The following is a 17,892-nucleotide window of genomic DNA, read 5'->3' as shown; positions in this document are numbered from 1 at the left end:
CGTTATATTCCTTCCTGCCTAACGCGGACGCGTCGAAATGGTGACCGTGACGCCCAGCTGCTGAAGCACTTCCTGGACATCAAGAACGGTACCCACAGGCGCATCAGCATCGCCTTGAATCATCGCTTCCGCGCGGGGGTTTTCCTGCAGAAGCTGCTCCAGCACGTTTCTGAGCTGGTTCATCTGATAGACCTGACGGTTCACCCAGATCTCGTCATCGGACGTTACCGCAACGAGAATAGTGGGGCGAACCCGCTCTTCAGTCTGGGTCAGCGGACGCTGAACGTCCACACCCGGCTCTTTAACAAACACGGCCGTCACGATGAAGAAGATCAGCAGGATGAAAACGACGTCCAGCATGGGCGTCATGTTCAGTTCTGTATCTTCGTCTTCGGTTACGACCCGGCTCTGTCGGCGCGCCATACTGAATACTCCTCGCTACGACTGACCGCCGGGACGGTCGCGATTGATCGACACAGGAATGCCGTTCGCCATCATCTCATCCCAGATCTGCACCGTGATCCCGTGATGGGCCTCGTCATGAGGCTGGATCAGCACCGCAGAGTTGGGCGCTTCAGCCCGCAGCCGCGATACTGCCGCCATGACACGGTCAACCGAGGTCTGATCCTGGTTCACGAACACACGGTTCTGCTCCGTCACCTGGACCAGAATTACAGGATTGGCGTCCTGTGGCGGTGTGTCAGACGGAGGCGGCGGGCGCATGTCAATGCCCTCTTCCTGGAGGAAGGTCGCCGTCACGATGAAGAAGATCAGCAGGATGAACACGATATCCAGCATCGGCGTCATGTTGACTTCGGCTGAATCGTTCCCGCGGTTCTTACGTCTGCGCATGGGCTACCCCACTTCCAGTTCGTCGGCCAACTCGTGCACACGGCGCTTGGCCATGCGTTCAATCTGGCTGGAGAAAATAAGTCCCGAAAGCGCAGAGACCATGCCGGCCATCGTCGGAATGGTCGCGCGGGCAACACCCGCTGACATCCCGCGAGCATCCGACGAGCCTGAAATGGCCATCACGTCGAACACTGCCACCATGCCGGTCACCGTACCCAGAAGACCGAAGAGAGGCGCAAGAGCCACGAGGGTCTTGATCAACTCCACATTCTGGTCGGCCTTCAGCTTGACCTCGGAAATGAGCTGGTCGCGGATGGCGTGGGCGTGCCAGGAGCTGTGGTCGCTGCGCGCCCCCCACTCCCGGATCGCCCGGCCGGCCACTCCCTTGTGGGCCAGCCCGAAATAGGCCAGCCGCTCAAGGATGAACGCCCACATCACGAAGGTCAGAGCCATGATCCAGGTGAGGATCGGGCCACCGCGCTCCAGGAATTCCTGCAGGCCGGAAAAGGCGCCTTGGAAATCCATGATTGCCGGTCCTTCTAGCCAGCACGCTCTTCAGCGTGACGTGCAATGATACCAGCGGCCTGCTCTTCCAGCGTTTGCTGTGCCCCGCGAGCGAAGCTGGCGGCAAACGAGTGGATGAAGAGCAGCGGGATGGCGGCGATAAGACCCATAACCGTGGTCACGAGGGCCTCGGAGATACCGCCCGCCATGATGCGGGGGTCGCCGGTGCCGAACAGGGTGATCTGCGTAAAGGTGCGGATCATACCCGTAACCGTACCCAGAAGACCCAGCAGCGGCGCAACAGCGGCAGCGAGCTTCAGGAAATTCAGGCCGAATTCGAGCTTGGGCGTCTCGCGCAGGATGGCTTCATCCAGCTTGAGCTCAATCGTCTCGATCGGACGGTCTTTCACCTCTTCATAGGCGAGCATGATGCGGCCGAGCGGGTTGCCCTTCGAGGCCGTGGAACGGCGCTTCTGGCCATTAATCGCCGAGTTCGTGGTGAACAGGGCAAACAGGCGGAACAGACCGAAGGCAGCCGAGAAGATCAGCAGGCCGAGAATGATCTGCGCAACGATACCACCCTGGTTGAAGCGTTCGACCGTGTTGGGGACATCCTTGTAGATGTTCAGCAGCTGGCCACGCGACGGATCGATCGGGCCGGAGACGATCTCGCCTTCAGAAGCGCGGGCAAGATTGCTGGCGGCATCAAGCAGGCGGCCTGGCGGCTGGCGCTCAAGCTGCACGAGACGGTAGCCGGCAGCCGGGTTGGTCTCTTCGGTGCGCCACAGCACGTAACGCGTGCCACCTTGCGTGATGAAAGCGTTGAACACGCCCACGCGGGTCACCGGAACCGGCTGGCCGTCATTCACACCAGACACGCGGGCATTGAAGGTTACGACATCACCCTGAAGCTCCATTTCGGAGATCATGGCCTGCCAGATCCGGTCCAGCTCGGCACGGTCCGGCAGGGTGCGGCTTTGCGACAGTTCGCGAAGCGGCTGGTGACGGCCCGGCGCCTGCGCCGAAGCAATGGAGGCCTCGATGATGGAGGCGAACTCGCCAGATTTCTGACGGGCTGCACCAAACAGCTCACCGAACGCGCCCTGGGCCTGACGCAGTTCGGCGTCAAGCTCGCGGATCCGCTCCTGGTTGGCCTCGAAGCGGGCCTGGTTGGCCCGTCCGGCAGATTCCAGGGTGTTCAGCTGACCGCGCGCCTGGGCAACAAGAGCTGCCTGACGATCACGGTTGGCGCGGAACTCCTGCAAGCGGCGCTGGTTTTCCGCCGCTGCGTCACGGGCATCAGCCCGGACGCGGTCAAGAAGTTGCGAAATGGATGTTACCGGCTGGCGCTGGCTTTCCTGGGCCATCGCGGTGCCGGCAAGAAGGCTGGCGCTGAGCGAGACAGCCGCGGCAATTTTAAAAAGCGTTTTCATCGCTTTGTTTCTCCGTCTCTACAGCGCTAGCGGGTAGCCGGGCCCGGAAGGGGCGCGACAAACACATCAGGCGTGGTCACTTCCTGCGCAATCCGCAGAGCACGCTGGACGTTGTTGGCGTGAGACCCTGACAGCGGACGCCATTCAGGATTCGACTGGGTCATGATCTCCATCGAGCGGTCCTGGAAGATGCGCACCAGCGCAACACGGCCGAACTGAAGAACGTTCACCTCATTGGGAACGCCATCGATGACGACCTCTTCGCCATAGGTGCGAAGGCTGCGCCCGTAGGCGGCCTCGATCTCATATGCGTTCAGGATTACGCGGTATTTCTCTGCCGGAGGCACCGAGGCATCGCCAAGCAGCCGCTCGATATTGTCGAGACGGGCGCGGCGCACATCGGTCTGGAAAGGCAGGTCATTGGAAACGAATTCGTCGATAGCGACATACATTTCCAGAAGCATCGGCGTGAGATCGCGCTCGATCGAGCCGACGCGCTCAAGCTGGAACTGGAGAGCTTCAAGCTCGTTTGCCTGCGAGCGCAGAAACACTTCCTGCTGCTCTACATAAACGCGCTGATCTTCGATCTGCTGACGCAGAGCCAGATATTCGCGCTCAAGATCACCCGCCCGGTCAGCGACCTGGTTGATCTCTTGCTGAGCGCGGGCGCCCTCCTGGGTGGACTGGCGGGCCACCTGAAGCGCTTGATCGAGCTGGGCATGGGCAGCGCCCGCGACCAGCATGGAACCCAATCCGACGGCAATCGCCGTACGGAGACGTGATTTCAGTTGTGACATGTCTCGCCTCACAGAAGCCGGCCAGCAAACAGGGAACGTTGCTCGTCCGGTTACCCTCTAAAAAAACCTGCCAGGTCAAACCTCAACCCGGCACCCCCGACAAACCATAAGCGCCACGACCTGGCGCCAGAGCCCGTCAGGGCCCGCGAATCGTCCGCAGGGAATAACCGTATGATCAATTATCCCCTTTCAAACGCGGCGTTTCCCGCCGTCTTTTTGAATGAGCAGATGCCATGCATTCCACTCCATGATTTTGACGCTAGCGCTCAAAACGCCTTCGATCAACCGTGCAAGCGCTGCAAATGCTGTGCCGCTCGCAGTTAACGCTTCCTAGTGCGAAACGGTTTCGAAATTGCGACAACTTCCCGATTGCTGCAGTGCAAGGGGCTTCCCGCTACAGGCCACAGCGCCGGGACAACCACACCAGACAGGCTGTCAGGCAATCAGGGCAGCAGCATGACGGGAAAATGGCTGGGGTGCCAGGATTCGAACCTGGGAATGGCGGTACCAAAAACCGCTGCCTTACCGCTTGGCCACACCCCAGCAGAACACCCGGAGGTGTTTGCGGACCGGCTAGATAGCCCGCGCGGGAACGCGATGCAACGCCCTCCTGCAACTGTCTGACACAATCTTCTGCACAAAAGCCAGTCCAGCGCGATTGCCATGCTGCCGGGGACTGGATATACAGCCCGCCTCGGTTCGGAGTATAGCTCAGCCTGGTAGAGCACCGTCTTCGGGAGGCGGGGGTCGCAAGTTCGAATCTTGCTACTCCGACCAGTACATCCCGCCCCCATAATCCCACATTGCAGACAATACATATTTGGTGGCCTCGACCCGGCGCGCCGTGCTCTATATCTTCGCTCGCGAGGGGCCCGTATTGCGGCCACGTCTTCGGATGATCGGGAGTGCTGCGATGCGCCAGTTCTGGATTACTTTTTTCGGGTCAATTGCCGGCGTCATAGCCGGCGCAATTCTTACCATGCTGCTGCTCGGCTTCATGCTGGCAGCGCTGATCGCGTCTGCGGCGCAGCAGGCCAGTGAAGGCCGCAGCGCGCGTGCCTCTGGCGGCGACGTGGTTCTTCAGCTGGATCTGCGCCGCGACCGGTTGGACCAGCCCTCGCGCTCACCCTTTGCCTTTTCAGAGCCGCTGTCCGTGGTCGATATCGTGACCACACTGCAGCGCGCTCAGAGCGATAGCCGGGTCCGCGGGGTTCTCATCCGCGCCAACGAGTTCGGCATGTCACCAGCGCAGGCCGAAGAGATTCGTGGCGCCCTTGCCCGCTTCTCCGCCAGCGGCCGGTTCGTCATCGCCCACGCCCAGGGCTTCGAGGGTACAGGCATCACGAACTATTTTGCGGTCAGCGGCGCTGATGAAATCTGGATGCAGGACACCTCGTCGTTCTCGGCTGTGGGCCTTGCCAGCGAATCGCTCTTCCTCGGCGGCCTGTTGGAGCAGTTCGGCGCCCAGGCCGAATTTCTGCAGTTCCACGAATACAAGAACGCGGCCAACACCTTTACCGAGGACGGGTTTACCGAAGCCCATCTGGAAGCCACCAGCTCCTTCCTCAACGCCATTCTGGAATCGGCCCTGGCGGCCTCCGCCGGGGACCGGGGCATGGATATCGCCACCTTCCGCCAGCGGATCGTGTCCGGCCCGCACAGCGCGGAAGCCGCCTTGCAGGCCGGCCTCGTGGACCAGCTGGGCCATCCGGCCGCCGCGCGCGCAGCCGCCCTCGAACGGGCCGGAAGCAACGCGGCAGTGCAGGACATCGAAACCTATGCCCGCAATCTGTCCACCACGCCTGCCGCCACGCGCGGCCCGGTGATCGCGATGGTCAGCGGACAGGGCTCCATCATCACGGGATCCGGCCAGACCGGATTTGGCGGCGGCAATGCCATTGGCGGCGACGCCATGGCCGATGCGATCGACGCTGCGGCCGCCGCAGACGATGTGCGGGCCATTATCGTGCGTGTCGACAGTGGCGGCGGTTCGGCCATCGCCTCCGACCAGATCTGGGACGCCGTTGTGCGGGCCCGCGAGGCAGGCAAGCCTGTCATCGTATCCATGGCGTCCCTCGCGGCATCGGGCGGCTATTATCTGGCAGCGCCGGCCGACATGATTATCGCCAATGCGACCACGCTCACCGGCTCGATCGGTGTTGTATTCGGCAAGGTTGTAATCGAGGGCGCTCTGGACCGCATCGGGGTCAATATAGAGCCCGTTTCGGTTGGCGGCGAGTTTGCCACCGCCTACTCCTCCCAGACGCCGTTCTCCGAAACCCAGCGCGCTGCGGTCGAAGCCATGGCCTCGGAAATCTATGACGATTTCACCAGCCGTGTTGCCGAAGGCCGCGACCTGCCGATCACCCGCGTGCGCGAGATTGCCCGCGGGCGGGTGTGGACCGGCGCGCAAGCGCTGGAGCTGGGACTGGTCGACCGCATTGGCGGCCTGCACGAAGCGCTGGAAGCCGCACGTGAGCTGGCTGGCATCGACGCCGATGAAACCGTGCGCGTGCGCAGCTATCCGCGCCAGCCGACCCCGATGGAGGCCCTGCAACAGCTCTTCGGGCTGAGTGCCGAAGGCGCGCAGTCAGTCTCGCGCCTGCAAGCGCTCATGGAGCTGCCAGAGGTACGCGCAGCGCTGGAAGCGCGCGAGCGGGCAGGCGTGCGCGGCGTGCAGATGCGCACCGACGAGACCGTGCCCCGTTAGCAGCTTTTCACTCCAGCCTGAAAATAAAGAGCCCGCCGGAGACATTCCGGCGGGCTTTTTGGTGCGCTGTGCCTCAGCTAGTTGGCCAACGACATGGCACCGAAGACGACTGCCATGAGCAGACCCGTCATCAGAAAGAAGAAATAAAGCCCATCCAGCACGAGGGTACGCACCACCGAGCTGAACCGGCCGCGCCCGTAGACGACCCGGTTGATCCGGTAAAGATAGGCGTTGGCGTAGATCAGGAGGCCCAGCGTCGCCCAGCCCCAGCCGATCACCATGGATGCCAGCACGGTCACGGTCATGGCCAGGAACAGCGCCGCATGAAAATGCAGCGATACGATCAGATGATCGAAGTACAGAAAACGCCGCCGCCACAGATACACCAGGGCCAGCAGGGCTGCGTAAACCGGCAGCAGGACGAACATGATGCGCGGCACCCACCGGCGGGTCTCGGCCCAGAGACGCGAAGCATTGTCCCGCACGAACCCTAGCCCCGTCATGTCGAGATCGCCCGTCCGGCCCGCCGCCTGCAAGGCTTCTAGAGCCTCCGGCGGCATGCCCGTTGCCGGACGTTCGCTCCCGGTGCGATCCGGCGCATCCTGCGGCAGGGTCTCTGGAGCGCGCCCGCGCAATATGCTCTCTGCCAGCCCCAGGCCTTCAAGCGCGTCCTGATATTCCTCGTCACTCATCTCGCCGCTGTCGCGCGCCTGTTCCAGCTGTTCACGAGCGGTATCGATGCCGCCCATGGACGGATCGAACCCGATCCCCTGCCCTAGCGTCAGCGGCAGCAGAACAAAGAATATCAGGGACGCGAACACATACAGGCGGAAGGGTGGAATGAACCGCGCACGGCGGCCATCAAGATAGTCCCGCGATACGCGGCCCGGATACAGCATCAGCGCCGGCAGGGTTTGTGCCACCCGCCCGTCCATGACGAACAGGGTCTCGACGCTTTCCTTTACCAGCGTCCAGAAGGGACGCCGCAGGCTGCGCGCGCTTTGCCCACACTGATGGCAATACTCGCCAACCAGATCTGCGCCGCAATTGCGGCAGACCCCGTCACTGCCCCCATCACCGCGGTCGGCGCCGAGCCCGCCCAAGGCATCTGCCTGGACGTGCTCGACAACCGTATCTGCGGCTTCCCCCAGCGGATCGTTCAATAGCCTCAGCCTTCAGCTGAACCGTCCTCGATATCGGAGAAGCACATCCACCGCGTCCGGTGAATGTGGACGATATTGTCTTCCCAGCCCGTCACCCGGGGATTCACCAGCGACTTGTTCACATAGTAGACAATCGGGATGTAGGGCATGTCATCGAGCATGATCTGCTCGGCTTCCACCAGCAGGCGGCCACGTTCGTCGGCGTCGACCGTGCGATTGGCCTGAGCCACCAGCGTGTCGTAAGCCTCGTTGGACCAGCGGGTATAGTTCATCGGCACGGACTCAGTCTCGGCCAGGAACAGGAAGTTGTAGGCGTCGTTATAGTCGCCGATCCAGCCACCATCACCCAGCTCGTAGTCGGCAGAGCGCATGTTCGAGTAGTGAATCTGCGTTTCGACGACCTGGATATCGACCTGTACCCAGTCTGCGATCAACTGCCAGTCCTGCTGCACCACCGGCGCAATACGCGGGTTATCGCCCGTCGCACGGAAGGTGTAGGTGAAGCGAAGCGGATTACTGGGCCCGTAGCCGGCTTCTTCCAGGAGCTCGCGCGCCAGGCGGCGGCGCTCTTCTACCGGCGCATCAAACCAGCCGATGCGCGCCGTACCGGGATAATTGTCAACGCCCGGCGGTATGAAGGAGTGCGCAGGAATTTGGCCTGCACGCAGAATGTTCTCGGCGATAAACTCACGGTCAATCGCCATGCCGAGCGCATTGCGCACGCGGGCGTCGGAAAACTTCTCCAGCGTCGTGTTGAACGAGAAATACACAATGCCGAGATAGGGATGCACGCGCACATAGTCCGGCACCTGCTGGCGCAGGAAAGGCAGGCTCTGGCCGGCAAAGTCGGTGATCAGGTCCAGCTCGCCATTGCGCACCCGCCGCTCGGCGGCCGCATTGTCAACGGTGGGGTAGTAGAACACCTCGTCGATGCAGACATTCTCATTGTCCCAGAACAACTCGTTGCGGGTCACATGAACGTAGTTGCTGGCCCGCCAGGCAACGAGCCTGTAGGGGCCATTGGTCTGGATGTTCTGCGGTTGCACCCACGCATCACCGAACCGCTCGACGACGTGACGGGGGACGGGAAAGGTCGTGTAATGCGTCAGAAGACCCGGCAGATAGGGCGCAGGAAACTCCAGCTCGATCACCAGAGTGCGCTCGTCCACGGCGCGCACGCCAAGCTCCTCAGGGGTCATATCGCCCGTGTTGACCGCGCGCGCATTGCGGATCGGGTAAAGGACGGAGGCATAGTTAGCCAGCGTCTCGGGCGTCAGGATGCGGCGCAGCGCATACTCGAAATCATGGGCTGTAACCGCCTCGCCATCGCTCCACTGCGCTTCACGCAAGGTGAAGGTCCAGCTTAAGCCGTCCTCTGCCATCTCCCAGCTTTCGGCCATGCCCGGAATGGTTTCACCGGCGGCATCCTCGGTGAACAGCCCGATGAACATGTCACCGATAATGTTGTTTTCCCAGGTTCCCGAAGCCTTGTGGGGATCAAGCGTAAGAGGCTCAGCCATATTGCCCCGGTGGAGGACCACCGAATCTCCGTCGACATTGCTGCGGCCGCATGCGTTAAGCGCCAGCGCGGCAATACCGGCCAGCGCAAGGCTGCCCGCCTGTCTCATTATCCCCATGGATTATCTCCTTGTTATTGATGGCGTGGCGCGTTTCCCCTCGCGGCCACACCAAAGCTTCCGGTTTGTGATTTTAACCAGACCATATCCGTTATCGCCTGGCGAGACTATGGCATCTCTCTTTCGCTTTTCATCTGCCTGCTGCAGATGCTTGCGTCAGCAGGGCCATATTTGGCGGCAGATGTTACGCTTGCATTGACACACGCCCGCGCAACCGGGCTCAATCTGACAAAATCGACTGTCTGGAGGTATCCGTCATGTTCCAACCCGGCCGCCGCACCGCGTCCTCCCTGGCGTTTGCCGTAAGCGCCCTTGCGCTTGCGGGCACCAGCGCATCAGCGCAGGAGCTTCAGGGCTCACCGCTGATGGACGACCTGATCGCCTGCCGCGCCCTGACATCCGACAGCGAGCGTCTGAGCTGCATGGACCGGGCTGCATCAGCTCTGGACAGCGCAATTAGCGCAGGCGAACTGACCGTTGTAGAGCGCCAGCGGGCTGTTGTTGCTGAACGCAACACCTTCGGCAGGGCGGTATCGGGCACCGGCCGGATTTTCGGCTCGTTGTTCAGCAGCAGCGGCACTGACCTGTCGGCCGAGCACGCCTATGATGACGGTGCTGTCGCCGAGCGGACCCCGGACGGAGACATACAGGCATTGCGCGGTGTCCCGGTGAGTGCGGTTCGGGCCGATCCGTACGGGAAGCTTGTCATCACCCTGTCTGACGGACAGGTCTGGCGGCAAACCGACTCCCGGCGCCTGCCTGTTCCTCGCGACACTGACGGATTAACTGTTGAAATCGAACGGGGCGCGCTGACCTCGTTCTTCATGCGCCTCAGCTCTCACCCGACACGGTTTCGTGCTGCACGCGACTAGCCGTCCTTCCAGCCGCGCGAGCGCTAGCGATCCTTCGGATCGATAGCGTCGCGCAGGCCATCCCCGATGAAGTTGAAGCAGAACAGCGTCAGCATCATCGTCAGCGCCGGCACGATGAGCGTCCAGGGCGCGACTTCCATATCCCGCGCGCCATTGGAAATCAGATTGCCCAGCGAGGTGAGCGGCTCCTGCACGCCAAGACCCAGGAAGCTGAGGAAGCTTTCGGCAAGGATCACAGCCGGAATGGTCAGCGTCACATAGACCACCACCGGCCCCAGCACATTCGGCACGATATGCCGGCGGATGATGGCGAACTGGCTGACACCGGCCGCTCTGGCCGCCTCGACAAACTCCATACCCTTCAGGGCAATCGTCTGCCCGCGCACAATCCGCGCCATGGTCAGCCATTCCACGGCCCCGATGGCTACGAAGATCAGGATGATATTCCGCCCGAACACCACCATCAGGATGATGACGAAGAAGATGAAGGGCAGCGAGTAGAGCACGTCCACGATGCGCATCATCAGCTGGTCTACGCGCCCGCCGATAAAGCCGGCGGTCGCGCCCCAGAGAACGCCAATGACCAGTGACACAGCGGTTGCCACCACACCGACCATCAGCGACATGCGCAGGCCGACCAGCGTGCGCGCCAGAAGATCACGCCCCTGCGCGTCGGTACCAAACAGGTGCCAGTTTTCCCAGCCCGGCGGGATCTGTACCCGGTCGCGATAGATGAAGCTGGAATCATGCACCCACAGCAACGGTCCGATAAACGCCAGGAAACACAGAACGCCCAGGACAATGAGGCTGGCGACAGCTGCGCGGTTACGCAGCAGGCGCGCACGCGCATCATCCCACAGGGACCGGCCGCTTACCGCGGCGCGTTCCATCATTTCGGCCTTTTCGGTCGGAGGAGATGTAAACGCCATCAGTCGTACTTCACTTTCGGATTGAGCGCCGCATAGAGCAGATCCGCGATCAGATTCAGAATGATGATGAGGCTGGCATAGAGTATGACCACGCCCATCACGACCGTGTAGTCACGCTGCAAGGCGGCCTGCACGAACTGGCGCCCGATACCGGGTAGTTGGAAAACCTGCTCGATCACAATCGAGCCCGTCAGCAGCGCCGCAGCGGCCGGCCCCAGATAGCTGACCAGCGGCAGGACGGCACTGCGCAGGGCATGGCGCACGATGACGCTGGCAGCGGGCAGGCCCTTGGCTTTCGCCGTTCGCACATAGTTCGACCGCAGAACCTCGATCATGGAGGCGCGCATGAGCCGGGAAATGATAGCGATCTGCGGCAGGGCCAGCGTTATCACGGGCAGGATGAGCCGCTCCGCTGTCATGCCATACCGCGGATCAAGCCCGCCCGTTGGCAGCAATCCCCAGTGCAGACCGACGAGCAGGGCCAGGATTGGCCCCATCACAAAGGGCGGAATGACAATGCCGATAGTGGATATGCCAACCACCGTATAGTCCGCTGCGGTGTTCTGCCGGAGCGCGGCAATGGAGCCCATGATCGTGCCGACAAACACGGCCAGCGAGATCGACAGCGCACCTATCACGGCCGATACAGGGAAACCCTCGGCAATGATGTCAGCAACCGTTTTGTCACGGAATTTCAGCGACGGACCAAGATCGAACCTCGCGATCCCGGCCATGTAATCCACATACTGCTTCCAGACAGGCTGATCCATGCCATAGGCCGCCATGACATTCTGGCGGATCTCTTCTGGCATGGGGCGTTCAAGGTCGAACGGGCCGCCGGGCGCGGCGCGCATCATGAAGAACGCAACAGTGATGATCACCAGGATCGTCGGGATAGCGACGAGCAGGCGCCGGGCGAGATAACTGAGCATGAAGCCTTGCGCGGTAACTGAACGAAGGCGCGAAGTCTTGGCCGCTTAGGCGTGTGCGATCAAGCAAGCCTCGCAGTCATATCTGCGCTCCGTTACAGAGCGCCCTGTTCCAGCACTATTCGCGCGCTGCCCGCTGGCGCCTGCCCTGCATCTCCTCCCGCAGCGCCGGGAGAGCCACCCAGTTTTATTGCTGCGGCGACCAGGATTGCCATCAAAACAACACGAATGCGCGCCGATATTCCCGACAGCACCTTTCCGGTCTTTTCCATTGGGCTGTGCCAACCTGTTTCAGCTTTCCGCCACTGCGCGCACTGCAGCAAAAATCACGCCGACCTAGCTACTGTGCAAAACACACCATTTGCGTTGCCAAGCCTCACCGAGGCGCTAGAGTGCGCCCGGAACCTGTCTGGGAGCCTAGCCTGATGGCCTCTTCTGCCTGGTGGAATGATTTCCGCTACGCCAAAGGGACGATGCATGTGAAGAAGACCGGCGCGGCGGTGCCTATCGAACCGGCCATCGTGCGGGACTTTCTGAACTGGTGCGTGTTTCACGGCTGGGTGGAATGTGCCCGCCACAGCGTGGTGTCTGACGGGCCGCGCATCTGGTTTTCGCCCGACCAGCCCAGGCCCTGGTATCTCATCTGGCCGGTCATGGCGCTTAGCCGCGCGCGCTTTGCCCGCCACCCCTCCGAAGCCGATGTGATTTTCACCTTTGATGACGCCACCTGGGTGCCGGAGCGGCCAGTGCCGCTGCATGTTCCTGTGCTGAACGCCCGCTGCAGCGACATCTCGAAAACGCATGTGGCAGAGGTGTTCGAGCAGGTCTCAGGCCGGGCCTTGCGGTGTGACCCGTTAAATTACGGCGCTCCCTATGTCGAAAAATCCGAGCAGAACGCGGCCCATGACGGCCGCATCCTCTACCAGCCGCAAGCTCCGCGCGATGGCTACACATACCAGCGCCTCATCAACAATCTCGACCATGACGGCAATGTGCTGGACCTGAGATGCTCTACCATCGGCGGGGAGATTGTTCAGGTCTATCTCAAGCGCCGTCCGGTCGAACGCCGCTTTGCCAACAGCAATACGCGGGTAACGCTCGCAGACCCCGCAACGGTTTTTACGGCGGTCGAACGGGCGATGATTGCCCGCTTCTGCTCAGCCATGGAGCTTGACTGGGGCGGCATTGACGTCTTGCGTGATCGCGACACAGGCGAATTGTGGATCGTTGACGTGAACAAGACCGATATGGGGCCGACCATTGCGCTCGGCCTGAAGGACAAGATTACGGCTGTACGCAGGCTCGCCACCCGGCTGGACGCCTATCTGGAGACGCGCCTGCGCCAAGAACAGTCCGCGATTGCCGCGTGACCCGGCAAGCCCCCACACCCCCGCCGCCGGTCCCCTTTGTACGGGAGATGGCGTTCCAGCCCGGACAGGCCGATCAGGTTTCACCGGCCATCAGACGCGTGGTGGCAGGCAATTCGGGTGCCTTCACCTATACCGGCACCGGCACCTATCTGGTCGGGCGCGGCAAGGTCGCCGTGATCGACCCCGGCCCCGCTGACGACGCGCATTTTGCCGCGCTCAACCGGGCGCTGGGCGGCGAAACGGTCAGCCACGTCATCGTCACCCATCACCATCTCGACCACTCTGCCCTCGCCCGGCGCTTTGCCGATCATCATGGCGCGAAAATCTACGGACGGCCCGCATCTGGCGGACGGCCCATGGATCCCGATGCGCCGGTAATGGAAGAAGGCGCTGATTTCAGCTTCACACCGGACCACACGCTGCAAGATGGCGATGCCATTGCCGGACCGGGCTGGACGCTGGAAGTGCTGCACACGCCCGGTCATACGGCCAACCATATCTGCCTTGCCCTGATGGAAGAGAACGCCCTCCTGTGCGGGGACCACATCATGGGCTGGGCGACCTCGGTCGTGCTGCCGCCTGATGGCGATATGGGTGATTATCTCCAGCAACTGGAGCGCGTGCGCCAGCGCGGCTTTGCGACGCTCTGGCCCAGCCACGGCCCGCCCGTGACAGACCCAGAACCCTTCATCACCGCCTACATCGCCCACCGGCATTACCGCGAGGCGCAGATTCTGTACGCGCTTGAAGCCGGACCATCACGGATTACAGATCTGCTGCCCGTCATGTATGCCGGGCTGGACGAGCGGCTCTACCCGGCCGCGGCCATGTCGGTCTGGTCCCACATGGTGGACCTGCACCGGCGCGGGCGCGTGACAGCGGGCGGCGAACCGGCGCTGGACAGCACTTACGCTCTCAGTCGCTAGGGCTTAGTCCTCGCCCAGCCGGTCACGCAGCCGGTCCGAGAAAGTACGCAGGCGCGCCGCATTTGCACCGAGATCAGATACGCCTACGCGCGATACGGACCGCGCATCCACCACGGCCCCGCCATCGGCAAGCGCCGTGACGCGCACCACAATATCGTCGCGGAAACCGTACCAGAATGTCGTCGCGGTCGCCTCGAACATGAGCTCACGCTCGGACTCGGTAGAGACCGTCCATCCCAGCTCGCGCGCCACCCGCAAGGCTGCCTGATAGGCCGCTAAAGGTTCGGCGGAAACGGCAATCGGCTGGATGTCGGGATAGGCCTCCGCCTGCACCTCCGGCAGCGGGCGGCCCGAACGCGGATCGGTCTTGGCGGCGTAATCGACGCTATTGGCGTCCGCCCCGCGCCGGATAACCAGCGAAGCGGTAAACTGGGGCGGGTTGGCCGTATCAGTGGAAATGTCGTGGATGGGCGGAATCTCGGCGGCGCGTGCGGCCACGGACGCGGCATACCACAGGCCGCCCGCACCGACGGCGATCGCCGCAAGCGCCGCAACCCACGAGCCGGCTCCTGCCCTGCGATCCTTGACGAAAATCGCCGTGGCAATCAGCAAGACCAGCGCCAGCGCGCCCAGCCCCAGGGCGGCAAAAAGCAGGTTTGGCCCGATCTCGCGCGTCATCGTGCCAAGACCGAAGCGCCAGTCCCACAGGCCAAAACGCGAGCCCAGCCCTGCGGCTGCGAACCATACTGGCACTAGGATCGCGGCCAGCCCTGCCAGCCAGATAACGATTGCCCTGATGGTCAGCAAAATGCCCATAACGCTTCCCCGCCCCGCTTTTACATGCTGGCTAAGGATAGAGCCTTGTCTGCGTGAAGGGCGAGTCCAAATCGGCCCGCTCGAAAACCAGACGGTCATGCAGGCGGAAGGGCCGGTCGCGCCAGAACTCGATACGCAAGGGGCGCACGCGGTAACCGCTCCAGAAATCCGGGCGGGGAATCTCGCCCAGGCCAAACTTCGCGGCGAACTTCGCCACGCTCTTTTCCAGCGCATGGCGGCTTTCCAGCGGGCGCGACTGGGATGATGCCCAGGCGCCGATCCGGCTGTCGCGCGCCCGGCTGGCGAAATAGGCGTCGGCTTCGGCATCACTGACCGGCTCCACCAGCCCCCTCACCCGCACCTGACGGCGCAGCGACTTCCAGTGAAAACACAGCGCCGCCTTCGACACGGCGGCCAGCTGATTGCCCTTGGCGCTCTGCAGATTGGTATAGAAGACAAAGCCGCGCGGGTCGGCGTCTTTCAGGAGCACCATGCGAACATCGGGCAATCCGTCTTCATCGACTGTTGCCAGCGCCATGGCATTGGGATCATTGGGCTCTTTCCCGCTCGCCAGGGCCAGCCAGTCGGCAAACAGCACGAATGGGTCATTGCCTTCGGTCAGCGGCACATCGCCTTTTGCGCCGTCGCGCTGATAGTCCGCCTCGCTGGGGCTGGGCGGGATAATGTCGCGTGAGGCCATGGGAAGGCTCCTTAGGAAAAAATCGGGCATGAGCGCAGAAATGACACCCCGCGCGATATCGTCAACCTTTCGCCAACCGGCCTGCGGTTAGTTTGCCCCTATGAGCAATGCGAGCGAAGCCATTTGTGCCGCGTACCGCGTGTTGGGCCTGGAGCCCGACAGCGACTACGCGTCGGTGAAATCTGCCTTCCGCAACAAGGTGAAGGCCGTGCACCCAGATCATGTGGAGCCGACCGCCGATACGCTGTCACGCCTGCAGATTCTGCTCAAGGCCCACGAAATCCTCAAAGTCTGCGCGCCGCGCCAGCAGGATCTGGTGTTAACGCCCGACGAAGCGCGCGTGGGCGGGCTGCGCACGGTCGACCTTGATGGACGCAGCGCGATGATACGCGTGCCGCCCTTGTCAAAGACGGGCGCGACCATCGTGCCCATTGGTGAGCCCGTCTGGCGGGTGCGCATTCTGGTGCGCGATCCGATGGCCGACTGCGCCGCCGATGAGGGCCCCGCCGAGCGCGCCGCACGCGAGGAAAAGGCACGAAAACTGGCCGAAGCCGACGCCCGCCGGCAGGCGGATGAGAGTGCGGGCCTTCTGTCGGCGTTCTACGAGCGCTTCGTCAAAGCCTCTCCGGCTGCCCGCTTTGCCCGATGGGTGCGCAAGAACGCGGCGTAAGCCAGACCATGGATGACGCGGGCGCGAACGCGCCCTAGGATCAGCCATCACTCCCATCGCGTCTGGCAGCTTCCTCATGTCTCACAACAGTTTCGGCCATCTTTTCCGCTTCACCACATGGGGCGAAAGCCACGGGCCTGCCCTTGGCTGCGTGGTCGATGGCTGTCCGCCGGGCATCGCGCTCACCGAGGCGGACATCCAGCCCTTCCTCGACCGGCGCAAACCCGGCCAGTCGCGCCACGTCACCCAGCGCCGCGAGGATGACGCCGTGCGCATTCTCTCCGGCGTGTTCGGGGACGAGCGCACGGGCGGTCAGGTGACAACCGGCGCACCGATCAGTCTGATGATCGAGAACACCGACCAGCGCTCAAAGGATTATGGCGACATCCGCGATAGCTGGCGGCCCGGTCATGCCGACTACACCTATGACGCCAAGTATGGCGTGCGCGATTATCGCGGCGGCGGACGCTCCAGCGCGCGGGAAACGGCTGCGCGCGTTGCCGCCGGAGCGATTGCCCGCAAGGTTCTGGGAGACACAATCACCATTCGCGCCGCCCTCATCCAGATCGGTCCGCGCGCGATTGACCGCGCCCGCTGGGACTGGGACGCGGTTCACAGCAATGATTTCTTCTGCCCGGACGCCGAGACCGCCAAGCTATGGGAGGCGGACATGGACGCCATCCGCAAGGCGGGTTCGTCTGCCGGCGCGCTGGTGGAGACCGTCGCTTCCGGCGTACCCGCAGGCTGGGGCGCGCCGGTCTATGGCAAGCTGGATGCCGACCTTGCCAGCGCGATGATGAGCATCAATGCCGCCAAATCCGTCGAGATCGGCGCAGGGCTGGAAGCGGCCTCGCTTCGCGGTGAGGACGCCGCTGACGAGATGTATCTGGACGAAAGCGGCAAGCCCGCATTCCGCTCCAACCACAATGGCGGCGTGCTCGGCGGCATCTCGACAGGGCAGGATGTGGTTGTCCGCATGGCGATCAAGCCCACCTCCTCCATCCGCATTCCCCGCCAGAGCCTCAACCGCGATCTTCAGAGAGTGGAAGTCGTCACCAAAGGCCGCCATGATCCATGTGTCGGCATCCGCGCCGTGCCGGTCGCCGAGGCGATGATGGCGCTGGTGCTCGCCGACCAGATGCTGCGCCACCGCGCGCAGACCGGCCTATGACTCTGCACTCCGGGCCAAAGCTGGCCGTCGGCGGCGTGGTCTGGCGCGGCGGCGAGGTGCTGCTGATCCGCCGCGGCAAGGAACCCTGGATGGGCCAGTGGTCCATTCCCGGCGGCAAGGTGGATTTCGGTGAGACGCTGGAAACCGCACTGGCACGTGAAATCCGCGAGGAGACCGGCGTCGAGGCTGCGCTGAAAGGCTTTGTCGGCGCGTTTGAATCCATCACCGCGCACGGCCATTACGTAATGATCGACTATGCCTGTGAATGGCTGTCTGGCGAGCCGGTCGCGGCAGACGATGCGCTGGACGCCGCCTTCTTCCCCTTTGCCAAGGCTATGGAGAAGGTAGGCTGGGACGAGACGCGCAATGTCATCTCGCTCTCGAAATCGCTGATCACGCCTTGAACATGCCGC

The 17,892-nt window shown here is 62.7% G+C and carries 18 protein-coding genes and 2 tRNA genes; 8 read left to right on the top strand and 12 right to left on the bottom strand.

Going from position 1 to position 17,892, the window contains the following annotated elements:
- Positions 1–18 precede the first annotated feature (18 nt).
- From ACTIGC_RS09780 to ACTIGC_RS09755, 6 genes are all read right to left on the bottom strand, one after another.
- Complete coding sequence (locus ACTIGC_RS09780) at positions 19–423, bottom strand: ExbD/TolR family protein (RefSeq protein WP_127567732.1); 405 nt, start codon at positions 421–423, stop codon at positions 19–21.
- 15 nt (positions 424–438) lie between these two features.
- A complete protein-coding gene (locus tag ACTIGC_RS09775; protein ID WP_127567734.1) occupies positions 439–852 on the bottom strand; it encodes an ExbD/TolR family protein in 414 nt (137 codons plus the stop codon).
- Between the two features lie 3 nt (positions 853–855).
- Positions 856–1,377 carry a MotA/TolQ/ExbB proton channel family protein gene (locus tag ACTIGC_RS09770; protein WP_439634221.1) on the bottom strand — a complete coding sequence of 174 codons (522 nt, stop codon included), beginning with the start codon at positions 1,375–1,377 and terminating at the stop codon, positions 856–858.
- Positions 1,378–1,391: 14 nt separating this feature from the next.
- Positions 1,392–2,789, bottom strand: a complete 1,398-nt coding sequence (locus ACTIGC_RS09765) for a MotA/TolQ/ExbB proton channel family protein (protein WP_439634220.1) — start codon at positions 2,787–2,789, stop codon at positions 1,392–1,394.
- A gap of 26 nt (positions 2,790–2,815) precedes the next feature.
- Positions 2,816–3,586 (bottom strand): DUF3450 domain-containing protein, encoded by a 771-nt coding sequence (locus ACTIGC_RS09760; protein ID WP_439634219.1) that lies wholly within the window; start codon positions 3,584–3,586, stop codon positions 2,816–2,818.
- A 468-nt stretch (positions 3,587–4,054) separates the two neighbouring features.
- Positions 4,055–4,129: transfer RNA gene (locus ACTIGC_RS09755), tRNA-Gln, on the bottom strand.
- Between the two features lie 157 nt (positions 4,130–4,286).
- Here ACTIGC_RS09755 and ACTIGC_RS09750 point away from each other — a divergent pair.
- Both ACTIGC_RS09750 and sppA read left to right on the top strand, forming a co-directional pair.
- Positions 4,287–4,363, top strand: a tRNA-Pro gene (locus ACTIGC_RS09750).
- Positions 4,364–4,565: 202 nt separating this feature from the next.
- Complete coding sequence (sppA, locus tag ACTIGC_RS09745; protein WP_439634218.1) at positions 4,566–6,296, top strand: signal peptide peptidase SppA; 1,731 nt, start codon at positions 4,566–4,568, stop codon at positions 6,294–6,296.
- Positions 6,297–6,373: 77 nt separating this feature from the next.
- Here sppA and ACTIGC_RS09740 read toward each other — a convergent pair whose 3' ends face one another.
- Together ACTIGC_RS09740 and ACTIGC_RS09735 are read right to left on the bottom strand one after the other, a co-directional pair.
- Complete coding sequence (locus ACTIGC_RS09740; protein ID WP_439634217.1) at positions 6,374–7,459, bottom strand: DUF3667 domain-containing protein; 1,086 nt, start codon at positions 7,457–7,459, stop codon at positions 6,374–6,376.
- 5 nt (positions 7,460–7,464) lie between these two features.
- Complete coding sequence (locus ACTIGC_RS09735) at positions 7,465–9,096, bottom strand: peptide ABC transporter substrate-binding protein (protein WP_439634216.1); 1,632 nt, start codon at positions 9,094–9,096, stop codon at positions 7,465–7,467.
- A gap of 257 nt (positions 9,097–9,353) precedes the next feature.
- On the opposite strand from ACTIGC_RS09735, the gene ACTIGC_RS09730 reads away from it, so the two are divergent.
- The gene (locus tag ACTIGC_RS09730) at positions 9,354–9,968 is read left to right on the top strand and encodes a hypothetical protein (RefSeq protein ID WP_439634215.1); all 615 of its coding nucleotides are present in this window, start codon (positions 9,354–9,356) and stop codon (positions 9,966–9,968) included.
- Between the two features lie 23 nt (positions 9,969–9,991).
- On the opposite strand, the gene ACTIGC_RS09725 is transcribed toward ACTIGC_RS09730, so the two are convergent.
- Positions 9,992–10,897 carry an ABC transporter permease gene (locus ACTIGC_RS09725; protein ID WP_439634214.1) on the bottom strand — a complete coding sequence of 302 codons (906 nt, stop codon included), beginning with the start codon at positions 10,895–10,897 and terminating at the stop codon, positions 9,992–9,994.
- The gene (locus tag ACTIGC_RS09720; RefSeq protein WP_439634213.1) at positions 10,897–11,829 is read right to left on the bottom strand and encodes an ABC transporter permease; all 933 of its coding nucleotides are present in this window, start codon (positions 11,827–11,829) and stop codon (positions 10,897–10,899) included. The genes ACTIGC_RS09725 and ACTIGC_RS09720 overlap by 1 nt, the downstream gene beginning before the upstream one ends.
- 422 nt (positions 11,830–12,251) lie before the next feature.
- Between ACTIGC_RS09720 and ACTIGC_RS09715 the strand changes: the two genes are divergently transcribed.
- Together ACTIGC_RS09715 and ACTIGC_RS09710 are read left to right on the top strand one after the other, a co-directional pair.
- A complete protein-coding gene (locus tag ACTIGC_RS09715; protein WP_439634212.1) occupies positions 12,252–13,196 on the top strand; it encodes a hypothetical protein in 945 nt (314 codons plus the stop codon).
- 47 nt (positions 13,197–13,243) lie between these two features.
- A complete protein-coding gene (locus ACTIGC_RS09710; RefSeq protein WP_439634211.1) occupies positions 13,244–14,122 on the top strand; it encodes an MBL fold metallo-hydrolase in 879 nt (292 codons plus the stop codon).
- A gap of 3 nt (positions 14,123–14,125) precedes the next feature.
- On the opposite strand, the gene ACTIGC_RS09705 is transcribed toward ACTIGC_RS09710, so the two are convergent.
- Together ACTIGC_RS09705 and pdxH are read right to left on the bottom strand one after the other, a co-directional pair.
- The gene (locus ACTIGC_RS09705; RefSeq protein WP_439634210.1) at positions 14,126–14,938 is read right to left on the bottom strand and encodes a DUF1499 domain-containing protein; all 813 of its coding nucleotides are present in this window, start codon (positions 14,936–14,938) and stop codon (positions 14,126–14,128) included.
- Between the two features lie 31 nt (positions 14,939–14,969).
- Positions 14,970–15,638 carry a pyridoxamine 5'-phosphate oxidase gene (gene pdxH / locus ACTIGC_RS09700; protein WP_439634209.1) on the bottom strand — a complete coding sequence of 223 codons (669 nt, stop codon included), beginning with the start codon at positions 15,636–15,638 and terminating at the stop codon, positions 14,970–14,972.
- Positions 15,639–15,738: 100 nt separating this feature from the next.
- On the opposite strand from pdxH, the gene ACTIGC_RS09695 reads away from it, so the two are divergent.
- The 3 genes from ACTIGC_RS09695 to ACTIGC_RS09685 all read left to right on the top strand — a co-directional run bounded on the left by ACTIGC_RS09695 (position 15,739) and on the right by ACTIGC_RS09685 (position 17,883).
- A complete protein-coding gene (locus ACTIGC_RS09695; protein WP_439634208.1) occupies positions 15,739–16,308 on the top strand; it encodes a J domain-containing protein in 570 nt (189 codons plus the stop codon).
- A gap of 76 nt (positions 16,309–16,384) precedes the next feature.
- Positions 16,385–17,479: a chorismate synthase gene (gene aroC, locus ACTIGC_RS09690; protein WP_439634207.1), complete on the top strand. Its 1,095-nt coding sequence runs from the start codon at positions 16,385–16,387 to the stop codon at positions 17,477–17,479.
- Positions 17,476–17,883 carry an NUDIX hydrolase gene (locus ACTIGC_RS09685; protein WP_439634206.1) on the top strand — a complete coding sequence of 136 codons (408 nt, stop codon included), beginning with the start codon at positions 17,476–17,478 and terminating at the stop codon, positions 17,881–17,883. The genes aroC and ACTIGC_RS09685 overlap by 4 nt, the downstream gene beginning before the upstream one ends.
- Positions 17,884–17,892: the final 9 nt, after the last annotated feature.

Origin of the sequence: Glycocaulis sp. (assembly GCF_051859565.1) — a bacterium.
GTDB lineage: Bacteria > Pseudomonadota > Alphaproteobacteria > Caulobacterales > Maricaulaceae > Glycocaulis.
This window is presented reverse-complemented; position numbering and strand designations above follow the sequence as displayed.

Excerpts from the sequence above, each read along its gene's own strand:
- sppA (WP_439634218.1), top strand. The coding sequence starts at position 4,566 with ATGCTGCTGCTCGGCTTCATGCTGGCAGCGCTGATCGCGTCTGCGGCG.
- ACTIGC_RS09760 (WP_439634219.1), bottom strand. The coding sequence starts at position 3,586 with ATGTCACAACTGAAATCACGTCTCCGTACGGCGATTGCCGTCGGATTG.
- aroC (WP_439634207.1), top strand. The coding sequence starts at position 16,385 with ATGTCTCACAACAGTTTCGGCCATCTTTTCCGCTTCACCACATGGGGC.
- ACTIGC_RS09720 (WP_439634213.1), bottom strand. The coding sequence starts at position 11,829 with ATGCTCAGTTATCTCGCCCGGCGCCTGCTCGTCGCTATCCCGACGATC.
- ACTIGC_RS09705 (WP_439634210.1), bottom strand. The coding sequence starts at position 14,938 with ATGGGCATTTTGCTGACCATCAGGGCAATCGTTATCTGGCTGGCAGGG.
- ACTIGC_RS09765 (WP_439634220.1), bottom strand. The coding sequence starts at position 2,789 with ATGAAAACGCTTTTTAAAATTGCCGCGGCTGTCTCGCTCAGCGCCAGC.
- ACTIGC_RS09775 (WP_127567734.1), bottom strand. The coding sequence starts at position 852 with ATGCGCAGACGTAAGAACCGCGGGAACGATTCAGCCGAAGTCAACATG.
- pdxH (WP_439634209.1), bottom strand. The coding sequence starts at position 15,638 with ATGGCCTCACGCGACATTATCCCGCCCAGCCCCAGCGAGGCGGACTAT.
- ACTIGC_RS09735 (WP_439634216.1), bottom strand. The coding sequence starts at position 9,096 with ATGGGGATAATGAGACAGGCGGGCAGCCTTGCGCTGGCCGGTATTGCC.
- ACTIGC_RS09725 (WP_439634214.1), bottom strand. The coding sequence starts at position 10,897 with ATGGCGTTTACATCTCCTCCGACCGAAAAGGCCGAAATGATGGAACGC.
- ACTIGC_RS09770 (WP_439634221.1), bottom strand. The coding sequence starts at position 1,377 with ATGGATTTCCAAGGCGCCTTTTCCGGCCTGCAGGAATTCCTGGAGCGC.
- ACTIGC_RS09780 (WP_127567732.1), bottom strand. The coding sequence starts at position 423 with ATGGCGCGCCGACAGAGCCGGGTCGTAACCGAAGACGAAGATACAGAA.
- ACTIGC_RS09695 (WP_439634208.1), top strand. The coding sequence starts at position 15,739 with ATGAGCAATGCGAGCGAAGCCATTTGTGCCGCGTACCGCGTGTTGGGC.
- ACTIGC_RS09730 (WP_439634215.1), top strand. The coding sequence starts at position 9,354 with ATGTTCCAACCCGGCCGCCGCACCGCGTCCTCCCTGGCGTTTGCCGTA.
- ACTIGC_RS09685 (WP_439634206.1), top strand. The coding sequence starts at position 17,476 with ATGACTCTGCACTCCGGGCCAAAGCTGGCCGTCGGCGGCGTGGTCTGG.
- ACTIGC_RS09715 (WP_439634212.1), top strand. The coding sequence starts at position 12,252 with ATGGCCTCTTCTGCCTGGTGGAATGATTTCCGCTACGCCAAAGGGACG.
- ACTIGC_RS09710 (WP_439634211.1), top strand. The coding sequence starts at position 13,244 with ATGGCGTTCCAGCCCGGACAGGCCGATCAGGTTTCACCGGCCATCAGA.